Origin of the sequence: Paenibacillus medicaginis (assembly GCF_042138635.1) — a bacterium.
GTDB lineage: Bacteria > Bacillota > Bacilli > Paenibacillales > Paenibacillaceae > Paenibacillus > Paenibacillus medicaginis.
In genome coordinates this window covers 20,260-41,940 of the sequence record NZ_JBHIRY010000020.1, presented here as the reverse complement: position 1 = coordinate 41,940, position 21,681 = coordinate 20,260, and the positions used below count along the sequence as shown (strand labels likewise).

Below are 21,681 nucleotides of genomic sequence, written 5' to 3'. Positions count from 1 at the left end.
TAACAGAAAGAATTATTTTCAGCCCTTCACCGATCCTGCAGTAATGCCGTGGATAATGTATTTTTGCATGAGCAGGAAAAACACGATCACCGGCAAGATGCCAAGCACGAGGGCGGGCAGGGCCAGATCCCACTGCTTCGTATACTGGCCGAAGAACGCATAGGTTGCGATCGGAATGGTACGCAGATCCGCGCTCTGCAGCACCAGTGAAGGCAGGAGGTAATCGTTCCAGATCCAGAGCGTGTTCAGGATGATGACCGTAACGAGCATCGGCTTCATAAGCGGGTACACGATGCGGAAGAACACCCCGTAAGGGTTGCAGCCGTCGACACGGGCGGCCTCCTCGATCTCCACGGGAACCGACTTGACGAAGCCGTGAAAAAGGAAGATGGACATCGGAGCGCCAAAGCCGAGATAACAGATTACCAAGCCCCATATGCTGTTCATCATGCCAAGGCTGCTTGTCACCTTGACGAGCGGAATCATGACGGATTGGAACGGAATCACCATCGCCGCCACGAAGAGGGCGAACAGAATCCGGTTATACCGCGAGTTGTGCCGTACCATCCGGTAAGCGGCCATGGAGCTGATCAGGACAAGCAGCAGATTGCTGAGCACTGTAACCAGCAGCGAGTTCCAGAACACTTGCGGAAAACGGGTAATGCTCCAGGCCCGTGCATAGTTATTCCATTCAATCGCCTTCGGCCATGCTGCTGAGTCCATCAGCAGATCCCCGAATGTTTTGACAGAATTCACAGCCAGAAAATAAAAGGGGATCAGGAACAGCAGCCCTGCCGCGATCATGATCAATTCGACGGCAAACGTGACCGGTCGGTAGCTTTTGCCCATATGCATCAGGCCTCCACCTCCCTGCTTTTGGTAAGACGGACCTGCAGGCTTGTGACCAGGGCGACAATGATGAAAAAGATGAACGCCTTGGCCGTGCCCAGCCCGTAACGGTTGTTCACGAACGCTTCATTGTAAATGTTCAGCGCGACGGATTCCGTTGATCCGAATGGGCCGCCCTTGGTCAGGGACAGATTGAGATCGAACATTTTGAAGGACCAGGATATGGCCAGAAAAAGACACACCGTCACCGCAGGCATGATGAGCGGGATCATAATTTGCCGCAGCACCTGCATCCTGCTTGCCCCATCAATGGAGGCCGCCTCCAGAATATCCTGCGGCACATGGGTCAGGGATGAGATGTAAATGACCATCAAATAACCCGCCGTCTGCCATATAAATACAATGATAATACCCCAGAAGGCGGTGGCCTCATCTCCGAGCCACGGCAGCTTGAAGAAGGAAAGACCTGTGGCGGCGCCTAGGGACGAAAACCCTTTCACAAATATGAACTGCCAAATAAAACCGAGTAAAAGACCACCGATGACGTTAGGCATAAAAAAGATGGTACGCAGCACATTGCGTGATTTCAGCGGTTTGGTCAGGAAATAAGCCAGGATAAAACCCAGCACATTGCTCAGCACGACCCCCGCCACGGTGAAGCGTACGGTGAACCAGAAGGCGGTGCGGAATTTCGCGTCCTCCAGCAGAATCCGCCGGAAGTTGTCGAGTCCTACCCAGCCCGCCTGGTTGGAGACACCGTTCCAATCCGTGAACGAATAGTACATTCCCAGCAGAAAAGGGATGACAATGATGATGGCAAAAAACAGTGTGGAGGGTCCCACAAATACAAGCTGCTGCTGCAGCTGTGATATTTTGGCCCGGTGCATTCGCATCTCCCCTTTTGTGTATGGCTTGCCGCAAGCTTATTATGAATGACCGTCGCATGGATGAATATGGAGAATCCTGCTCCCTTAGGGGGAAAATATTGACTTCCTACGCCGCCTTCGGGAACAAAGACGCAATCACTACTGCTGAAAGGGGAATACAACCGTGAAGTTCCGCAGCATCCGTTTCCGGCTCAGCGCCTTCATGCTTGCAGCAGTCGCTATTCCGCTGCTGCTGTCGATGACCATCACCTTCCTGGTGACCAAGCAATCGCTGCGGGAGCAGACGACCGGGGAGAATGAACGGCTTATTTTCCAGGGAGCCGCAAACCTTGAAAACTACCTGCAGAGCGTGAACAAGGCTTCCATTGCCGTGTACAAGGACCCACATTTTCTCACGAATCTCACCCGGATTCCGAACGATTACCGGGCGGCCGCTGAACTCTATACGTCGCTGGATACGATCCGCAACACCGTGCCGGGAATCGTCAGCGTATATATGCATTCTTATGAGGCTGGCCAGTCCACACTTGTCACGGGCAGCGCACCCAAGCGTGGGCAGCGGGAGCACTCTTATACCGAAGACGTACCTTACCGGAGCAACGCCCTGTATATTGAAGCATCCCATCCCGTCCATCTTTACGGCTTTTCTTCCCCGGGACCCGCTTACGGAAAGGATGTGAAGGTGTTTACACTTCACCGCTCGATTCAGAATATCCCCTCCCCGCGCAGGCTGGCCGATCTCTCCATTGACGTCAGTCTGGATACAGTCCGCAGCATCTGCGGGGAGCTGTACCAGGGAGGAAGCGAGCAGTTGTATCTGCTGGATGCCACCGGTGTCGTGATTTATAGCAGCAATGAGACGCTGATCGGACAGAAGCTGGAAAACTCGGACCTCATCAGCGGAATCAACGGCGAGCAGAAGCAGGGGTATTTTGAAGCCGATGAGGCTATGCATGTATACCGGAAGCTGAATGCGGAGCTGTCCGGCTGGACGCTGGTCAAGCAGATTCCGTACGAAACGCTGTATGCGCGCGCAACACGCCTGACCGAGATCAATGCGGGCATTACAGGTGCCGCGCTCTCTGTTGCCATCATCGGCACGCTGCTGATCTCCATCCGGATTACACAGCCAATCAGGCAGTTGCTGCGGTATATGGAGAAAATTCAGGCAGGGCAGCTGGATGTTGACATCCAGGTAACGAGCCGGGATGAAATCGGGATGGTCTTCCGCCGCTTCCGCCGGATGATGGATACCGTCAATAACCTTATTCTGCGGGAATACCGGCTGGAGCTGGCCAACAAAACCAATCAGCTGAAGGCGCTGCAGGCGCAGATCAATCCCCATTTTCTATACAACACCCTGCAGTCTGTCGGCACGCTGGCATTACAGCATGAGGTGCCGCGCATCTACTCCCTGCTCTCCTCCCTCTCCAGGATTATGCGCTACAGCATGAAGGACAGCACGCTTGTTCATCTGAAGGACGAAGCCGAGCATATACGGATGTATCTTGATCTGCAAAAGGAACGGTTCGACGACCAGTTTGACGTGATCTTCGACTGGGAGCCAGGGGTGCTGGAGGAGCAGGTGCCCAAAATGATTCTGCAGCCGATTGTGGAAAATTACTTCAAGCACGGGATGGACGCCCGCCTCGGCAGAACGTTGCTGCGGATTTCCGGAACCCGGCCGGCCCCAGGCCGACTGCGCCTGATGATTGAAAACACCGGCCTATCCATACCGCACGACAGGCTGGAGCAGCTGCGGAGCCTGCTGTCCTGCAAGCCGGACGCTGCTGTGCCGGAGGAATTGGCCGCTCCGGATAAGTCTGTCGGGCTGCGCAACGTTCTGCTGCGGGTCCGCTTGCATTCAGGAGAAGCGGGCCGCATGGACATCACGAATATTGAGCCGCATGGCGTTCGGGTTATTCTGGACATCAAGACAGAGGAGCGTGAGTGAATATGAAAGCCTTGATCGTGGATGATGAAAAGCACGGAAGAGCCGCCATCCGGCTCCTGGCCGATTGGCAGGCGCACGGCATCACCGAGGTGCTCGAAGCGGAGGACGGTGGCCGGGCGATTCAGCTGGCAGAAGCAGAGCAGCCTCAGATTGTCATCACCGATATACGTATGCCCGGACATGACGGCACCGAGCTGATGGATTGGCTGCAGGCCCATGCGCCGCATACGAAGGTGCTGGTCGTCAGCGGACACGATGATTTCCGGTTCGTCCGCCACACCATCCGCTGCGGCGGCACCGACTACATTCTCAAGCCTGTCGAGCAGGACGAGATTAACGAAGCTTTGTCCAAAGCGGTGGCGGCCTGGGAGGCGGAAGAACAGCAGCGGAACCGTCTGACTCTGCAGGCCATTGAGGTTAATCAGATGCGGCCGCACTATGCCGACAAGCTGCTGACCGAGCTCGTGCAAGCCTCCGCAGGCTCCATCGACGCCCTGCCCCGTCTGGCGGAGGAGCTGCGTTTGCCGCCGCAGGATGCCGCCGTATGCTGTGCCGCCGTGCTCAGCCTGGCTCATCTGGATGAGGCTGTTCTGGCTAAATACCGTTCGAGGCGGCAGCTCCTGTTATTCACCATCCTGAATATCTGCAGTGAAATTCTGGCCCGGTCCGATGCAGGGATTGCCTTCAGACATCTGGAGAACACGGATGAAGTCGTCATCCTGTATTGGGGCGAACCGGAGAGGATCGGGGAGCGGCTGAACGCTATGAATACGGGATTTTGTATGGCGCTCGGCAGGCGGATGCATTTTGGCATCGGGTCAGCCGTCCCTTTCCCACAGGGTGTGACCGCCTCGTATCAAGCGGCCCGCCAGGCCTTGTGGCGGCGCAGGCTTATTCATGCGGCAGATGGTCATCAGGCAGACGGTCATCAGGCAGACGGTAATCAGGCGGCGGACGGTCTTCATGCGGCGGACAGTTTACACTATGCGGAGAGATGCACCGAAGCGCAGTCCAGGGCGCTCCGGCTGACGGACGCGGAGGAGAAGCTGCGGCTAGTCGTGTTCAGCGGCAATCCGGACAGAATAGCCGCGGCCGCAGCGGAGTGGATCGAAGAAGCCGTCTCCCGGCTGCCGGATCTGACTGCCGAACAGATGCGGGGCTGGAACCGGGAGCTGGGCTGGATGCTCGGCCGCTGGCTGGACGACCGGCCGGAGGATACGGTCGGGGAAGATCCGGAGCAGACAGACGCGGCTGCGGCCGTCCTGCCTGTCGACGAGGAGGGCATGCTCTCCCTCCCCGTCTGGAAAAGCAGCTTCGCCAAGCGGCTGCAGGCCGCAGGCCGGGCACTTGCGCTCGCGCAGGCTCAAGCAGCGGAAAATCATATCATCCGCGACATTGCCGCATATCTGGATGTCCATTTTGCCGATGAAATTACCCTGCAGGATATTTCAAGCAGGTTCTATCTCAGCCGGGAATACATTTCCCGCAAGTTCAAGCAGGAGTTCGGCGTGAATCTGTCGGAATATCTGACCCGGCTCCGCATCCGCCAGGCCAAGCTGCTTCTGCTTGATCCCCGGCTGCGTCTGCAGCAGGTTGCAGAGATGGTCGGCTATCAGGACGAGAAATATTTCGGCAAGGTGTTCAAGAAACTGGAGGGCATGACACCGGGAGAATACAGGAAGACCGAGGGGCAAGCAAATCAGACATAGAGGCATCCGGCAGGTAATCAACAAGCTTAAAGCGATAGTCAGCCAGGGAGGCGTCGTAAGAGCAAGGCACTAGTCAGCAGTTAGGCGTAAGGCAACGGATAGGCGTGAAGGCAGCATTAGGCATAATTTACAGGCAGACGTGAGGCAGCTTATAAGCACGAGATAACAGGTAGGACTAAGTGGAAACTGACAGGGATAAGTGGATTCCAACGTTCTGGCGGACTGAGATGACGCTATTCACACAACTCAGCCTCTCCCGAGCTAGTTTGCGGACCGTAAAGCCCTTATCGACCCACTTTTCTTGCAAAACAGTGCAAATTTACTCTAATAGCGGCAGCTGTGTCCGCAACCAAGCAAAAAAACCGTTTTTTACTGAAATAAGGGCTCTTCAGTCCGGTTCAACTGCTCCCTATTCAGAAAAACGTCTATCGACGCACTTGCACAGAAGACAGACCACATCTAGCGAATGTTTTCTTACAATCTCAGGAAGTTTGTGCTTTGGGGCTCATACTTTCCGACATCTTATTTTAAAAAACGGCGGCTCCACATATTACCGAAGTGATTTTGGAACCGCCGCTTATGACATACATATTCAAGCTGCATATTTAAGCTACATATTCAAAAAGCCCGGCAGAGCATCAGCCATTCATTATGCAAACTGCTTTCACTATGCAGACTGCTTGTGCTCCTCCCGGCGTGCGAACCAGGTGGCCAGCAGAGAGCCGGAGATATTGTGCCATACACTGAAGATTGCGCTTGGTACGGCGGCAACCGGGTTAAAGTGCGCGGCAGCCAGAGCCGCGCCCAGACCGGAGTTCTGCATGCCTGTCTCCAGCGTAACGGCCTTGCGCTTCGCCAGATTCATGCCGAACAGCTTCGCGAACCAGAAGCCGAGCAGGTATCCCAGCCCGTTGTGCAAAATGACGACTGCGAAAATGAGTGGGCCAGTCTCAATAATTTTGGCCTTGCTGCCAGCCACTACAATAGCCACAATCAGCACGATGGCAATCGTCGATACGAGCGGCAGCGCCTTGACGCTCGCTTCAGCCTGTCTGCGGAAGAGCGCCTTCACAACGACGCCGAGCACAATCGGGATGATAACTACCATCAGGATGTCCTTGATGAGCGATCCGGCGTCAATATTCATCCAGCGGCCAGCCAGCAGGCTGATCATGGCAGGTGTAGCCAGCGGAGCAATCAAAGTCGATACGGACGCGATGGATACGCCAAGCGCCACATCCCCTTTGGCCAACAGTGTCATCACGTTGGAGGCGGTACCGCTCGGACAGCAGCCAACCAGAATGACGCCAACGGCGATATCCGGCGGCAACTGCAGCAGTACAGCCAGTCCAAACGCCAGCAGAGGCATGATCAGGTAGTGCCCCACAACACCGATCGCCACATCCAGCGGTCTGCGGAACACCTCGCGGAAGTCGGCCGAAGACAGGGTCAACCCCATACCAAACATGACGATGCCGAGGAAAATCTGTATATACCCCTTTAACCCCGTAAAAGCATCAGGAATGAAAAAACCGAGCAAAGCAAACAGGATCACCCAGACGGAAAATGTGCTCCCCACAAACTTGCTTATCTTTTCTACTGTGTTCACTACCTTACATCCCCTCTACACATTATGTTAGTTTAAATTTTTAATATGTATTGTACTACATATTTATACGGCATGACCACTAAAGCTCACAAAAGAGTCAATATCCAGCTGCTGAGCATAATGTGTGAAGTAGTATGGCGCTCTTCCCGCGGCGAGGCTTTGAATATGATGTGTAGTATATAACGTATATCGGAAAGAGGGGTACTCATGAGGCACCTTGTGAAATTGAACCCTGAACATAAGACAACCGGACAAATGATTACGGAACATCTGGAAAGAATAAATCAACGGATTAATCATCTGATTCAAGAGACAGAGAGAGCTTTGCATCAAACAAAAACGGACAGCGGGAACTGACCCGCTGTCCGTTTCGTTTATCTATGATATGTAGGATTTGTAGGATTAAGCCCTGGGATTTTGATTTTTCAAATCGTTTAAATACGATTGGGTTCTGCGAATGACTTCATTGGTACGGTCGTTGGATTTCTTAACCTGTTCACGGATGAGCTGCGAAGTGGCAGTTACCTTTTTGGCGGTTAATGCTTTCATAACAGGTACACCTCTTATCATTATTAGGATCGTTCATCATTATTAGGACCGTTCATCGTCATCCTGACCGGTGACCCCTGAAGCCTCAGTTCTCATGCTTTCAAATCTGACAACCAAATCCAGACTTAGCCAGATATGTTCAAATATCAGAGCCAATTCGATCTTAGCATATTCCTGACTGCTCATCAGCGCTTCCCGGCGTGTATCATCGAGCATAATACGAATCCCCCACGTACTGCCATCATGCAGAGTCACACACTGACTTGCTTCTCCTCTCTCTAAATCTATGTAAATTTCACCGTCTTCCATCGATTTGACAATCCCGTCCTGGTGATGATCTATAGGTATTGCTTTAATTTTACGGGAGTTTAAACCTTGGGAATGTTTATCCACGAACTCATCGTCATCCAATTTATAAATAATATAACAACAATCGAACGACAATGAATCCAGAAATTGAAGGTTAGGGTAGCGGACAAAGGAGGATAGGTTGTTTCTGATTTTATCCAGGAATGCACTGGTTTCCTCCACCCTATTCGCATAATAACCTATATCAGCCTGGGTATGTTTAAGCTCTTCGATGTGAAGCTTCAGAAGTTGGCTCAGTTCCATGATTTTCTCTTCGTTTTTGTTTTTCACCTCTAACAGCTCATCAATCCTGTCCTGATAGCTCTTTATCACTTTTTCGTCCAGGGAGGACTTCTTAAGTCTTTCTTTAAGCTTTGAAAATTTGAAATATTCATCCCGGATAAATGGAGATAATGCATCATACATAACTTTATGATTTTGCGCAAAAGACTGGATGTGAAATAATTCATTTTGCGGGGTAGCCATATACCGAATCGTTTCCCGCCGCACGAACATATAGATGGCTGCTGCTGTGATGACAATTCCCAAAGTTTTCTGTCCCCAGCCCAGGCTTTGCCATACGGTGTACCCAAAAACACCAGTTAAAACAACACCAATCATAGGGGTAATAATAACCTTCCAGTTCTTGAATGCCCTGAATCCAACCTTGAGCATATTTTTATGAAGCAGCCATTCATTGTATTCCTCATTCCGATGTGTGTCCTCAGCAGTATTCAAATAACCAAGCAGTTTATCCCATCTTTCGGACAGTAAATCCAGCTGCTCTTCCGGCGTTTTTCCCGAGTTATTCGTCATCGGCATCTCTATCCCTTTCAGATTGGGAATCAATTCCTTTTCCCTTAGAATATGAATATGCTCGGTATAGTAAAAAAATCAGCAAAAAAGCGTGCTGAATACAACGTATTTTCAGCACGCTTAAATATCTCCTTTTGTTAACCCGTTAGACTTTCTGCTGCCAATCCGCTACTTCCTGCCGTAATCCGCCTTGATTTCGCCCCATTCCCTGGTCTGCCACTTCAAAATTCGGTTCTGGTATGTATTGGTCCGCAGCCAATGCTCCGCCCGGTCCACAAGCTCCCAGATTTCCTTCGTCGATTCGTCGCGCTTCAGCGTGGTGGCCACTTGTTTTTGCCGCACCCACTTGAGTGCGTTGACCGAATCGCTGTAAATGGTCTTGTTGCTTCCTTGCTTCTTCAGATAAGCAAGAGCATGTACAATGGCCAAAAACTCGCCGAGATTGTTGGTTCCCTTAGATATAGGACCGCAGGAAAAAAGCACTTCACCGGTTCGCGTGTCCACTCCTTTGTACTCCACGGGTCCGGGGTTGCCCCTCGTGCCGACATCCACGGAAATGCTGTCATAATCGATCTCTTCCTGCGTACTGGCGGCAGCTCGCGGTGAGCGTGCGGCTGATGCGCCAGCGGTTTTGGGCGAGCCGCTCTTGGCGGACTGGCTGGACTGGCTGGACTGGCTCCCCCAATATCCCTTCCAGCCTCGCGCATACGCCTTCTCCGCCTCCGCCCTGGATTCGAACGCTTTATATTTGGCGCCAGCGACGCCGTTCACCTGGGACTGGCACTCCCCCCAGCTTCCGTAAATGCCCGTTTTTTTGCCAACCCATACCACATAATATTTTTGCTTTGCCATATGTCCTCCATTCTCCGGCAATCGCTTGCCCGAACAACCTTTGCATTTCGTATTTTACCGTTATAAACCTAAATTTCAAACTCTATCATATCCCGCTTTGTTGTCCGGCTCCAAGTAGGGATTAAAATATGGGGTCTGGGGTCTGGCGTTTGGTGTTTGGTGTTTGGTGTTTGGTGTTTGGTGTTTGGTGTTTGGTGTTTGGTGTTTGGTGTTTGGTGTTTGGTGCCTGATGCCTAATGCCTTTCCATGCAGCTTTGCACGATTATCCCTTTTAATCAGAATGCGGGGGGTGGAGGTTCGGGGGCCTGGGGTAAGGAATAACGAGAAAAGAGATAACAGGAAAGAGAAAAGAGATAAGAAAAAAAGTGGCAGCTCAAATGGGACGTCGGCTTGAAACAGGAACACATGTTTGGTATAATAAAAAAAGAACCTATGTTCGTGGATTACGGATTCGGAGGCGAGCAAACATGGAAGTCCAAGCGGAAACGGAACATCAACCCTTTAGCCGTCGTTATCACAACGAGCAGGCCTGCATGGAGGCATTGATCACGATGAAGTGGCCGAACGGCTTCGTCTGCCCGCGTTGCGCCCATACCCGCTGCAGTCGTCTGACTTCCCGACGTGTCCCTTTGTTCGAGTGCGCCAGGTGTGCGCATCAAACGTCGGCTTTGGTTGGCACGATTTTTGAACGAACTCATCTCCCCCTGACCAAGTGGTTCCAGGCGCTGGAGTTGTTCCTGCTGCCCGACGGTATCTCAGCGATGCGGCTGAGCCAGGTGATCCAGGTCACCTACAAGACCGCCTGGGTAATGCTTCACAAAATCCGCCATGCCATCGGAGAGTTCGACGCCCGGGAGCTGCTCTGCGGAGACGTGAAGGTGAACAGCGATCTGTATGGGTGTAATCCGTCCCGGCCTCAGTTTCCTCATCCGCATGCTTCGGCGGTCGTAGCGGGGTGCACGGTCACGGAGTCGGGCGAGCCGGAGCAGGTCAAAATCCGCCTGGTGCCGCAGATGAGGGGAGATGGGTACGGAGCGAATCGTCACGAACTCGCTGTGTTCATCAACGAACAGGTAGATGTTCGTGCATCGGCGGTACAATCGTTCCCTCAAGCCTATCGGCTGTATAGACCCTTGCGGAAAGTGGTAAGAGAGGCGTGGACATCGCTGAAGAGTACGTATGTAGCCTTAGGAACAAAGCATCTCCAGGCGTACCTCAACGAGTACACCGGCCGCCGCCAACTGCGCCTGTCCGAAGGGGAAGCAACGATGTGGCAGAAGTTGCTGTACATGGGCGTGGCGATTCCGGCGATTACCTACCGTCGGCTGATCGCGCGCCAACCGGATCAGCCTCTTGCGGCTGCGGCTGCGGCCTGATCGCAGGGCTTGAACGAGGAAAGGTGAGCATAACAACAGGCATTTTTGTGCCTCATTTGATCCGTTATTTTCTTTAACGTGCCTAAAGTATATTTTCGGTTCCCGGTTTTCTGTTTTTCTTAACCTGATTACCTGATTACCTGATTACCTGATCCAACGGGATAATCGTGCAAAGCCACTGAAAAGCGAGTATCACATGTCTTGCCACGATCGACGGGCGGCTTGACTGTCAAACCCTAGAAGGGGATTCGAACTCCTCAGAACCCAGCAGCTATAAAGGTTGAAGTGGATTTGGGCTCTGTGCAAGTTGAGTTAATAATCTTACTTTGTCACAAACTAGTCTCCTGTTTTGTCTTTATTTTTAGAGCCTGAGTTCAGCAGGCCAGAATCAACAAAACTTGGAGGCGAACAATCATGACCCAATTACGAGTAAATCACAGCAAGGTGCGGCCAGGCACTTATAAAGCTATGATGGCAATGGAAGAATACACAAGCGGGCTTTTTACAGACAAGGTGCTGTATGAGCTGCTCAAAATTCGTGTGTCCCAAATTAACGGCTGTGCCTTCTGTCTGGATATGCATGCGAAAGACCTGATGAAGCTTGGGGACTATGCGGACCATATTTTGCTGCTGTCGGTATGGCGGGAGGTTCCTTTATTTACGGAAAAAGAACGTGCCATGCTGGAATTGGCCGAAGCGGTGGCCCGCATTTCCGAGCAAGGGGTCCCAGTAGAGCTGTATAATAGGGTCAGAGAGCATTTTGACGAAGGGGAATATGTCGACCTGATCGCAGCGGTCAATACGATTAGCAGCTGGAACCGGCTCGCGATTGCCACCGGCATGTACCCAGGCTGCTTCAAATCCTAAAATATTTCGGCAAGGGGGCGCGCAAGTTGAAGGGCGGCAAACACCCGAATCAACAAAATACAGTAGCTGCAGCAGAGAAAGCGGCAGAGGTGGAGGAATGGTACCGAGAATACCGGGACTACGCCTTCGCCATCGCTTACCGTATGCTGGGAACGGCGGCGGACGCCGAAGATGTGGTGCAGGACTGTTTCGCCGCACTTCAACAGACGCTGCCGGAAGAGGTGCACAACTCCAAAGCTTATATCACGCGCATCACGGTCAACCGCTGCCTGAACCTGCTTCATTCCGCGCGCAAGCAGCGGGAGACGTATGTCGGCGAGTGGCTCCCCGAGCCGGTTGGCAGTGCCGCACCGGCAGACCAGCCTGAAGAATGGGCGGAACGCAGAAGCATGGTGTCCTATGCCTTCCTGGTGCTGCTGGAGCGCTTGAAGCCGCTGGAGCGGGCGGTGTTTGTCCTGCGTGAGGCTTTCCAGTATGAATATAAGGAAATTGCCGAACTACTCGGGCTGACGGACACGAATTGCCGTCAGTTGTACAGCCGTTCCCGCAAGCGCCTGGCGCAAGCCACCCCCTCGGATGCGGACAGCAGCAGCGCTGATGATATGCCTCTGCCGTCTATGACTCCTGTTGGCGATCTTGCCCGCAAGCGGATGCTGGACAGGTTCACTGCCGCTTTTATGAGCTATGACGTGCCTTCCATGCTGGAGCTGCTGGCCGAGCAGCCTGTCTTTATCTCGGATGGCGGCGGCATCGTGCATACGGTGATGCGTCCGATGACGGTGCGCAAGGGTGTGCTGGCCCTGCTCACCTCCCGCCGTGTATTGACAAGACTGCGGGAGACGGAGATATCCACCGTCATGCTGAACGGCGAAGAGCAGCTCGTGTTCCGGCATGATGGGCAGGTGGTTGCCGCGCTCTGCCTCGATTTTACAACAGAGGGTGAGCACATTCAGGGCGTGTACCTGATGGTCAACCCGCAAAAGCTCGGTTATATCCATTAAGCTCTGCCCAGCTTGCGGGGCGGGCGGGCGTCTGGACAAAGTAAAGGGTGCGTCCCTCACAACCGCAAAGGAGGAGGCCAACCATAGTTTTATGGGGCTCCTCCTCTGACTAGTTACTGCATTTTGCAAAACTTCGTACTGCGTATAAGCTTTACTCGCTCTTCAGCGCAATCGCTTCAATCTCCACAAGTGCATCCTTGGGCAGACGGGCCACCTCTACCGCGCTGCGAGCCGGGTAAGGCTGTTCGAAGAACGAGCTGTACACTTCATTCACACGCGCAAAATCGTTCATATCCTTCAGGAAAACCGTTGTTTTGACAATTTGGCTCATGCTGCTGCCGGCCTCTTCCAGAATGGCTTTGACATTGTTCAGCGACAAACGCGCCTGCTCTTCGACATCCTTGCCGAATTCCCCTGTCGCAGGGTTCAGGCCAAGCTGCCCTGATGTGAAAATAAAGCCGCCGACCTGCATGGCCTGGCTGTACGGTCCGATGGCGCCCGGCGCCTTGTCGGTTGAGACTGGTTTCATATGAACATTCTCCCTTCGCGGTCATATTACCGCTACATTATATCACAACAGCAAAAAGCACCGGAATTCCGGTGCTTTTTGCAACATGTTCTAGCCTGGCTTGTCCGGCAGGCTGCCCCTTAATAACCGCCTGCGCCGTGTGTCAATGTGGAGATCCCGCCTACCACCGAGAATACAAGAGGAGTCAGGGAGAGAAGGCCCACACTAAGCGAAAGTAACAAACAGGTTTTCGTTTTCCGCATTTTTACGCACTCCTTTGATCATATTTTCATATTCCCGCTGGTTTTCGACACGTGTGCAGCTTCTATATTCCTCAAATAATGTCACGCATTTAATAAAACCAGCTTTGTTATTCATTTTAATGGATGATGACAAACTTTGCAGGATAAATTTTACACCATTTTCAAAATTCGATCTTTGGAAATGATATAACGCCGTTTCATAACAAAAATTTACAAAACGTTCCATGCTGAACTGCTTGTGATAGTAGCTATTTGTTACATTTTGGCTGTCGGTATATGACTCAATTTGGCCCTTGAAGTGATGTAGAATCAGGTCGACATCCAGGTTGAATTCATTCGCAGCCCCCATAATTTTCTCCAACGCAGGCAAAATCTCATCCGGGTCATGCTCGATATGCCTGATGTATTCCCACATGACATTCGCTTTGCCAAGCATCAGTTCATAAGCAAGCATATTTGCCTTCGCCCATGTCTTAAAGCGCTGCACCTCCTGCAAGCCCGCAGGGCCGAGCCCCTTGAACCAGCTCAAATCAGCATACTTTTCCGTATACCTTTTGGCCTCGGCATATTTCTTCAGTTTGTCGTATACAGCAGCCTTCATCAGATACGCATATCCGTAGTACACGACGAGCGGGTATTTCGTTTTGCGCTCATTTTCATCATAGGCCTGTTTTTCATAATCATATGTATAGATACTTGTTGTAAAAGAGCTCAGTTCATCGGTCAGCTCAAGCACCCGCTCCCATTGGTTTAACGAGTAATACACGTTAATCAGCTGCAACAGCGCATCCAGTTGGTCGTCCTCCGGCAGCCTTTTGCGAAAAGGATCGAAACGGATGACCGCTCGCAGGCTCTCTTCCTGATCGGTCTCGGTATGAATATGAAACAACCGGTAATGGCTGACCGCCAGTCTTTCCGAGTGCTGGAACTGCTCGCTTTCCGCCACCGCCTCAAAGAACAGGGCCGCCTGCGCCATCTCCCCTTCTTTAAATAACTCCTCCCCTGCCGCAAAAATGACAGGAATGCTGCTTAGATCATCCAGGATAAGGGGAAGCGCTGCCACAATACAGTCGGTTCGCCCCAGACGGGCACAGCTTAGCAAATAAGCTTTGACACGGGACAGCTTCCACTTCTGATCAATCAGACATTCGTCCAAATATAACGGATACAGCCATCCGGCAGGATGACCCATAGCTTCCGTAATGGCATCCAGCGCCTTGAGTGAAAGAGGCTTCGGGTCGCGGTATCTCAAAATTGCGCTGAGTGTCCCTTTATTCAGTCCTGTGAGCCTGCTGAAGTCTTGAAGCGAACAGTTGGAGCGTTCCAAATATGACGTAATTTCTGAACGCAGCATATTCATATGTTCCAATAAAGTCCCCTCCCCGCTCAAAATCGCCTAGGATTCTTTGCCTCATCTTATACTAGGAAGTTAAATGCTCGAATATTGGAATGTTGAATGCTTGAATTTATTGAAATTATATGTAAAAATTATCCATAGGTCAATACTCTATTAGGCTATTTTTCTAGGTATTAAGTCTCTCAAGACAAAATTTCAGCGCAAATGTTGCAAAAAACACGAAAAAAAGAGCGAAGGAATGCTGTAGATTCCCTGCTCTTCTCGTCGTTTCCCGTCCACACGTTATACGGTTTTTTTCAATTTTCTTTTGGCATACCAGTAAATGTTGAGAAGATGATCCAGTTGCTGTGAAGTTTTCAGCACCCGTTCATCATTCCGGCCAAAAGCTGCGGCCGACTTCAACAGGGTCTCGCGCATGCCCTCGATCCTGTTCTCCATCTCGCGTAAATTCATTATTATACACTCCATTTCAAAATTTGTATAAGTCCAACTTCTGTACTTACTCTGATATCTCTAGTATGGCACCGGTTTATTTTTCATAGGGGCTCCTAAAAAAATTTTTTTTATTTCGACCGAATAAGCGATATAACGACCATTAGCAAAGAAATGTGCCGGATAAACATCCACACAAGAAGCATAAAGCCGGTGCCCGATCGCCAGGCACCAGCTTTGTAGTCCAAATCAGCTATTCTTTTCCTTATGTGCCTCTGCTTTGCGGCGTGCCCTGTGCCTGCGCACCTTCATCAGATTGCCGCACAGCTTGTCATCACAGTACCGTTTTGTCCTGCTGCGGGTATCGTCATAAAAGACCCACCGGCAGTCCGGATTATCACAGCAGCGGATGCGGGATATGTCCTGTTCTGAGAGCATACCGGCAAAGTCCGCCGCGACGTCCGCAAGCACCTGCCCCCAGCCGCTGCCGGCCGGCTCCAGCACCCTCCGCAGTGCCGGGCCGTCAGCCATCAGCCGGCGTACCACAGGCCCTCCAGCCATCACTTTATTTAAGTATTCGATGTCCGAACCCTCCAATAGCTCACCCGCTGCCAAATTCCCGGCATACCGGAGTAGCCGGTCGCGCAGCAGCCGCGCCCTTTCAAGCTCTTCCTGGTCCGCTTCGTTCACTGCATATTGCAATTTTGTTGTAAAAGACTGCCGCCATTGCGGCTGCTCCAAACGGTCCACAGAAGGTCCTCCGCTTTTCCAGTCCCGCCACATGCTGTTGGCGAAGTCCATCCACAGTGACTCCATGTATATCTCTCTCCTCATTTATGCATTCGATTATTATTTCTATGGATCCGATTATTATTTGTAACCACTAAATTATAAAATAGATAGTTACAAACAAGCTGATTTTGTATATAGTATGAGTGTAACCTTTATTTATAAGGTTTGCTAGTTACCACATTAAGATGACCATTCACAGGAAAGTAAGTGCTTTAGGACAAATCGTGCTGCTACGCAAGCTGCAAGGCTGCTGGAGGTAAGCAGAGCCAAACATAGACAGTCTCCAAAGTAAATTCTCAGGTTGAAGAATCGTTCCCTTTTTCTATTCACAAACACATAAAGGTCAAGAACAGAAGGCAACCTCGCTCCTGTTCTTGACCTTTTCCTAAAAATAGAAATAACGGAAGTCCATTTTGAATGGCGCCCGAACTTCCGTTATTTCCCGCTCACCTTCAACCGCTTGTTCAACCCTCCGGGGGAGGAAATCCGTGATTGCAACGTGTACAGCACCATGATCATAACGGCTACACCGGCCAGTACAAAGAAAATATTGCTGTACACATAAGCGTTATCCTTCAGGGCGAACGGATTCAAATGGAAGGATGAAGAGCCTACATCCAGCATTTTACCGATCACGCTGGTCGTCACCGCACCCGCAATGAAGTTGAGCAGGGAGAAGAGCCCCATGCCCACCCCCACCTGATCCTTGGTCAAGGTCCGTGAAATGGTATTCGACATGGCGATTTGCAGGAAGGTCTGCCCCAAATTGCCGAAGACCAGCAGGAACATGATCAGATAAGGGGACAAGCCCACGAATATGGACAGCGTGATAAAGCAGACCAGGATCAGCCCCACTGCCGTATACACAAGAAAGGCATTGCCTCGCTCATCAGCCAGTTTGCCGCCCTGCCGTCCCATGAAGGCCGAGATTATGGCCGCAGGGAACATGATCAACCCGATCATAGCCGGTGAAAGCTGATTCACCCCGCTCAAAAACTGCGGAGCCAGGAACGGGAGGCCAAAGTTCATTCCAGTCGCCAGGAAAGCGATGAATAAACCGTAGGAGTACAGCTTGTTTTTGAACAAAGCCGGCTGTATAAAAGGCTCCTCGGCAGTGCGTACCCGAATGATAAAGAGAATCAGCACTCCCGCCCCGATTAGAGCCAACAGCCAGTTCCCCATGGAAATGGCCATCAGCAGCAATGCTACCGTAACCCCCAGCAGCAGTCCCCCGATAAAATCGATCTTCTTCGCCGCGCCTGTCTGGTCATCAAGATATTTGCGGAAGAACGGCAGGACGAGCAGCGGCAGGACTGACAGCAGAAACAGAAACCGCCAGCTGGCAAACCCGGTAATTAACCCGGATACGATCGGCGCCAACGCCGTTCCCAGAGCCAAACCGGTGGCTACCGTGCCAAGCGCTCTTCCTCTCTTCTCAGGCGGAAAATAGCGTACCGGAACGATCATCGCCGTAGCCGGGATAACCGACGCCCCCGCAGCCTGAAGCACACGGGCCAAAATAATCATCCAGTAATGTGTGGCCACAAGCCCCACAATCGATCCCAAAGCAAAAAAGATGAGCCCAAAGGTTAGCAGATCCTTCAGCCGGTATTTATCAGCCAGCTTGCCGAATGCCACCGAGCCGATCGCGTACACGATCATGTATGCGGTAAGCAGCCAGCTTACCTGTGACGCGCTTACCCCGAATTCCTCCCGAATGATCGGCATCACCACATTAAACATGGTGGCGTTCATAACGGAGAACACGAGTGTGAACGCCAGCACCAGCATAAGCTTGTCGGCATTCGACCGTGCTTGTACATTATCCATTTTTCATATCCTTTCTTTAGCTGTACTGTTCATATATTAATCGTATTTCAAAAAGAGGCTATGCTTCGTAATATTAAAATTTAAAACAAGCATATGTCAATGATTATACTCCTCCAACGGCAAGTACAGAGAAAATGTGCTGCCCGCGCCTTCCTTGCTTTCCAGACGGATGAATCCGCCCAATAAGCGTGCCAGATCCCGGCTGATGGACAGCCCCAGGCCGGTTCCGCCATATTTGCGGCTGATGGATCCATCCGCCTGCTGAAAAGCTTCAAATATAGAATGCTGCTTGCCCTTCGAGATGCCGATGCCCGTATCGATCACCGACAGCACAAGCCACTCCCCTTCTCTTCCAGGTTCCGCCAGCCGTTCCGGGCGGGCTTCCAGCGTAATGCTTCCCGAATGGGTAAATTTGAACGCATTGGATAGCAGATTGCGCAGAATCTGCTGCACCCGCTGCGAATCCGAATACAGTTGGTGCGGCACTCCCTTCCCGTGTTGCAGCTTGAATTCCAGATTTTTGTTGCGAGCAGTCATCTCGAACTGCATGAACATGATCTGCAGCAGTTCCTCGACACTTGTGTAATCTTTCATAATTTCCATTTTGCCCGCCTCAACCTTGGACAGATCCAGGATGTCGTTAATGAGCTGCAACAGATCCTGACCGGAAGCATAAATAATGCTGCTGTACTGCTTCAGCTCCTCCTCGTCCAGTTCCTTCCCCTGTTCAGCAAGCATCTGTGCCAGGTTAATAATGCTGTTGAGCGGTGTACGTAGCTCATGCGACATCGTCGCCATAAACTCTGATTTATACTGTGATGCCGTCATGAGCTGCTGCGCCCGTTCTTCCAAGGCCAGCTTTGCTTTCTGCAGCTGCTCCTTCTGCTTCGACAGCTTCCGGTTGGCCTGAATGATCTGGGATTTCCGCCTTTGCTCAAGCTGGAAATCACGCAGAATGAAGGCGATTAGATAGCTTAGCGCAATCCCCAGCGGGAGTGTGAACGGTACAGCTTTCGTCAGATAGTAATAAAAAGGAGTGACATCAAAAATAGCAAGGTTGAGGACATTAACCAGATTGATGGCCAGTATGCTGACCGATGCCTTGATGATCAAACGGTAATCCGTCTTTCTCATCCAATAGTTGACCCCGGCCGCCAGCAAGCCAAGGATGGACAAGTTGACAAATCCCGCGACAGAAGCCTCGTTGAATCCGAAGACAAATAAGGCAAGGCCGGTTGCCACGCCGATGATAACAAGCGAGGAAGCGCGGGGATAGACCAGTGAGGCGATAATTAAAGGAACGAATCTTAAATCGAATACAACCTGGCCATCAAAGCTGAAGCCGAATACCGAGCAGATCCAGCCGCAGAATACGGTAAGCACTATAGAGGAAATATATTGTACTCTGGCCGATACTCTGCTCAGCACGTATTTAAAAGTAACATTAGCCAAATAAGCAACAGCGATCAGCATGCCGAGATTCATGAGGAACATTTTAGTAAACTCCATAACTTCACTCCCGCTGTAACATATTCTGTTGTTGACCAGGACTCACTGCTTGATATATCATAAACGAATTTTCCATCTTTCGACAACAAAAATACCAATTTTTCCAATAAAGTGCTCAGTAATTTGATAGAAAAAATAATGACTATTTACTTTATGTAACAAACTTGCTATAATAAAAAAGTGTTTTTTAACCCCATATGATTCCACGCAATAAGTAACTCCTAATCACCGTGAGGAGCATCTTCAAATTTTATCGATAACCCTAAGTGTAGAATTTTGAGCTTTTGCAGTTTGTTTTGCATTCACACTGGCGCGGTCATCGGAGCCGCAAGGATGGAAGAGAGGCAGGGCTTTCATCGTTTGGAAAACCATTTATGGAATCAGCTTCCCTAATTGCAGGGGTTAACTATACGGCAGCGCCACACAATGGTGTGTACGTACTGAGCGTTGTCATCAGCCTCCGGAGTATAACTCCGGGGGCTTTTCTAATGTATATAAAAGAATGGCCCTACCAAACTGCGGCAGGGCCCAAAAGCACTTGATGAAAAAGGGGTTAATACAGTCATTATAGGGCCCCAACCTTAAATTTATATGATATGAATCTTAAGATTACATTAATTTCCGGAAATCTCTCGACATTCGACATCCGCCATTCGAGACGGGGGTAGGCTAGTATTCCGTCCAATACCTTGTTCCGTCCTCCACGACAGCTGTCCTGCGGCTGCCTCTCTCCATTTGGGCAGGATGAGACTGGCGTAGCTCCGGACGTTCCCATGCCTCCAGTATGACGACATGCTGGGTCGAAGACCGATCATCCCATTGAATATATCTCTCTTGCTCCAGGTGCAGCAGACCGGGCGTGATATCACGCGGCTGCCGCCCCGTCCTGACCGATAACTCCGCCGCCGTTGGCATCCGCCTGTGCTGGGCAAAGAAGTTATACAGGATACGCAGCAGCTTGCGTTCAAAATCAGGCAGCATACGAAACTCCTCCTTTGCTGTCCGTTCCCAATAATCAGAACACTTGTTCTTATTATATACAAAATTATGCGTTTTATTCAAGCCCCCGGATAAAAAAAAGCCAACCAGAAATCTCTGATTGACCTAATCATACGAAAGCGCAAGCCTCCGGATGGAAATGTGTCTGTACTCAGTATGATTTGTCAGCCTCTGTCTTTCTCCTTGCGGCCGATAGAAATCATCCACCAGCCAATCAAGCCGATGCCGCCAAGCGCTAGAACTGATAAAAAGATAATGTACAGCAAATGGGACATTTGTTCTGACATCACACTCGCCTCCTTACCACTTTTATACCCACAGCGAAGCCTGCATTAAACACCGAGCAAAAAAAATATTGCTGGCTTTATTATTATTCTCATGCCGTACCTTTTATGTGAAAAAAAAGGACTCGTCCCGCAGCAGAAAAAATACTGCTCGGAACAGCCCTTCACCTCTTAAGAACTTCTATTCCTGCGCTTTAGCAACCACATCACTGCAGCAAGGATAAACAGCAGCGCTGTAATCGCCCATATCAGGAACACTGTAAGCCCCAAACCGATATTCGCATCCTGCCCCTTATAGCTAGCGGTTTGCACTAACAGCAGGGTGCAGAATAAAACAATCGGAGCAAGAATAATCAGACTGGCAACCCTTTTTTTGCCCGCAACAGCAACCACGCAGGCCGCCGCGGCAAGCAGCAAAAGCCAGTACAGCAAGATTTCCAACAACATGTTAACCTCCTAATGATAAGACCTTTTAAAAATGCGTCCGGCAGGTTCAGCCTAATTGTACCAAATCGGTCGGCAGGACACCAACAAACGCTGCCCAGTGTCACCAAAAAGTCAAACATGCGGCCATAAGAAAAACCTCTATTGACGTAATTCAAACTCAACTTTCGCAGAGCCCAAATCCACTTCAACCTTTGTAGCTATACCTAATCATCCGTGCTTGACAGTCAAGCTATCAGCGATCGTGGCAAGACATGTGATACTCGCTTTTCAGTGGCTTTGCACGATTATCCCGTTGGATCAGGTACAGAAAAACAGAAAACTGGGAACCAATGCCTCCATGCAGGCCTGCTTGTTGTAATAACGACGGCTAAAGGGTTGAAGTTCCGTTTCCGCTTGGACTTCCATGTCTGCTCGCCTCCGAATCCATAATCCACAAACATAAG

Annotated in this window: 20 protein-coding genes; 5 read left to right on the top strand and 15 right to left on the bottom strand. The window is 50.9% G+C overall.

Translation table 11 applies throughout. From position 1 onward, the window contains the following. Window positions 1–18: 18 nt before the first annotated feature. Both ACE5LO_RS18530 and ACE5LO_RS18525 read right to left on the bottom strand, forming a co-directional pair. Complete coding sequence (locus tag ACE5LO_RS18530) at window positions 19–855, bottom strand: carbohydrate ABC transporter permease (protein ID WP_375521487.1); 837 nt, start codon at window positions 853–855, stop codon at window positions 19–21. Next, the gene (locus ACE5LO_RS18525; RefSeq protein ID WP_375521486.1) at window positions 855–1,736 is read right to left on the bottom strand and encodes a carbohydrate ABC transporter permease; all 882 of its coding nucleotides are present in this window, start codon (window positions 1,734–1,736) and stop codon (window positions 855–857) included. The genes ACE5LO_RS18530 and ACE5LO_RS18525 overlap by 1 nt, the downstream gene beginning before the upstream one ends. 163 nt (window positions 1,737–1,899) lie before the next feature. Here ACE5LO_RS18525 and ACE5LO_RS18520 point away from each other — a divergent pair, with 163 nt between their 5' ends. Together ACE5LO_RS18520 and ACE5LO_RS18515 are read left to right on the top strand one after the other, a co-directional pair. Continuing rightward, window positions 1,900–3,690 (top strand): cache domain-containing sensor histidine kinase, encoded by a 1,791-nt coding sequence (locus tag ACE5LO_RS18520; protein WP_375521485.1) that lies wholly within the window; start codon window positions 1,900–1,902, stop codon window positions 3,688–3,690. A gap of 2 nt (window positions 3,691–3,692) precedes the next feature. Next, entirely contained in the window at window positions 3,693–5,399 is a 1,707-nt protein-coding gene (locus tag ACE5LO_RS18515; RefSeq protein WP_375521484.1) for a response regulator, read from the top strand. A gap of 667 nt (window positions 5,400–6,066) precedes the next feature. Here ACE5LO_RS18515 and ACE5LO_RS18510 read toward each other — a convergent pair. From ACE5LO_RS18510 to rnhA, 4 genes are all read right to left on the bottom strand, one after another. Continuing rightward, window positions 6,067–7,008: a bile acid:sodium symporter family protein gene (locus ACE5LO_RS18510; protein WP_375521483.1), complete on the bottom strand. Its 942-nt coding sequence runs from the start codon at window positions 7,006–7,008 to the stop codon at window positions 6,067–6,069. A 402-nt stretch (window positions 7,009–7,410) separates the two neighbouring features. Continuing rightward, on the bottom strand, window positions 7,411–7,557 hold the full coding sequence (locus ACE5LO_RS18505) for a hypothetical protein (RefSeq protein ID WP_375521482.1): 147 nt from the start codon (window positions 7,555–7,557) through the stop codon (window positions 7,411–7,413). Window positions 7,558–7,599: 42 nt separating this feature from the next. Continuing rightward, window positions 7,600–8,643, bottom strand: a complete 1,044-nt coding sequence (locus ACE5LO_RS18500; protein ID WP_375521481.1) for a hypothetical protein — start codon at window positions 8,641–8,643, stop codon at window positions 7,600–7,602. Window positions 8,644–8,889: 246 nt separating this feature from the next. After that, window positions 8,890–9,573: a ribonuclease H gene (gene rnhA, locus ACE5LO_RS18495; RefSeq protein WP_375521480.1), complete on the bottom strand. Its 684-nt coding sequence runs from the start codon at window positions 9,571–9,573 to the stop codon at window positions 8,890–8,892. A 467-nt stretch (window positions 9,574–10,040) separates the two neighbouring features. Here rnhA and ACE5LO_RS18490 point away from each other — a divergent pair, with 467 nt between their 5' ends. The 3 genes from ACE5LO_RS18490 to ACE5LO_RS18480 all read left to right on the top strand — a co-directional run bounded on the left by ACE5LO_RS18490 (window position 10,041) and on the right by ACE5LO_RS18480 (window position 12,817). Next, a complete protein-coding gene (locus ACE5LO_RS18490; protein WP_375521479.1) occupies window positions 10,041–10,949 on the top strand; it encodes a transposase in 909 nt (302 codons plus the stop codon). A 414-nt stretch (window positions 10,950–11,363) separates the two neighbouring features. Further along, window positions 11,364–11,816: a carboxymuconolactone decarboxylase family protein gene (locus tag ACE5LO_RS18485; protein WP_375521478.1), complete on the top strand. Its 453-nt coding sequence runs from the start codon at window positions 11,364–11,366 to the stop codon at window positions 11,814–11,816. Window positions 11,817–11,842: 26 nt separating this feature from the next. Further along, window positions 11,843–12,817: a sigma-70 family RNA polymerase sigma factor gene (locus tag ACE5LO_RS18480; RefSeq protein WP_375521477.1), complete on the top strand. Its 975-nt coding sequence runs from the start codon at window positions 11,843–11,845 to the stop codon at window positions 12,815–12,817. 151 nt (window positions 12,818–12,968) lie between these two features. On the opposite strand, the gene ACE5LO_RS18475 is transcribed toward ACE5LO_RS18480, so the two are convergent. The 9 genes from ACE5LO_RS18475 to ACE5LO_RS18435 all read right to left on the bottom strand — a co-directional run bounded on the left by ACE5LO_RS18475 (window position 12,969) and on the right by ACE5LO_RS18435 (window position 21,238). Further along, window positions 12,969–13,346, bottom strand: coding sequence for a RidA family protein (locus ACE5LO_RS18475; protein WP_375357068.1), 378 nt, complete (start codon window positions 13,344–13,346; stop codon window positions 12,969–12,971). Between the two features lie 204 nt (window positions 13,347–13,550). Next, window positions 13,551–14,957, bottom strand: a complete 1,407-nt coding sequence (locus ACE5LO_RS18470) for a helix-turn-helix domain-containing protein (RefSeq protein ID WP_375521476.1) — start codon at window positions 14,955–14,957, stop codon at window positions 13,551–13,553. A gap of 270 nt (window positions 14,958–15,227) precedes the next feature. Then, window positions 15,228–15,398, bottom strand: a complete 171-nt coding sequence (locus ACE5LO_RS18465) for a Spo0E family sporulation regulatory protein-aspartic acid phosphatase (protein WP_375521475.1) — start codon at window positions 15,396–15,398, stop codon at window positions 15,228–15,230. Window positions 15,399–15,626: 228 nt separating this feature from the next. After that, window positions 15,627–16,193: a CGNR zinc finger domain-containing protein gene (locus tag ACE5LO_RS18460; RefSeq protein WP_375521474.1), complete on the bottom strand. Its 567-nt coding sequence runs from the start codon at window positions 16,191–16,193 to the stop codon at window positions 15,627–15,629. A gap of 411 nt (window positions 16,194–16,604) precedes the next feature. After that, complete coding sequence (locus ACE5LO_RS18455; protein WP_375521473.1) at window positions 16,605–17,999, bottom strand: MFS transporter; 1,395 nt, start codon at window positions 17,997–17,999, stop codon at window positions 16,605–16,607. Window positions 18,000–18,095: 96 nt separating this feature from the next. Beyond that, a complete protein-coding gene (locus tag ACE5LO_RS18450) occupies window positions 18,096–19,508 on the bottom strand; it encodes an ATP-binding protein (RefSeq protein ID WP_375521472.1) in 1,413 nt (470 codons plus the stop codon). 669 nt (window positions 19,509–20,177) lie between these two features. After that, window positions 20,178–20,489, bottom strand: coding sequence for a hypothetical protein (locus tag ACE5LO_RS18445; protein ID WP_375521471.1), 312 nt, complete (start codon window positions 20,487–20,489; stop codon window positions 20,178–20,180). A 182-nt stretch (window positions 20,490–20,671) separates the two neighbouring features. Beyond that, entirely contained in the window at window positions 20,672–20,794 is a 123-nt protein-coding gene (locus ACE5LO_RS18440) for a hypothetical protein (RefSeq protein WP_375521470.1), read from the bottom strand. 168 nt (window positions 20,795–20,962) lie between these two features. Then, window positions 20,963–21,238, bottom strand: coding sequence for a hypothetical protein (locus ACE5LO_RS18435; RefSeq protein WP_375521469.1), 276 nt, complete (start codon window positions 21,236–21,238; stop codon window positions 20,963–20,965). Window positions 21,239–21,681: the final 443 nt, after the last annotated feature.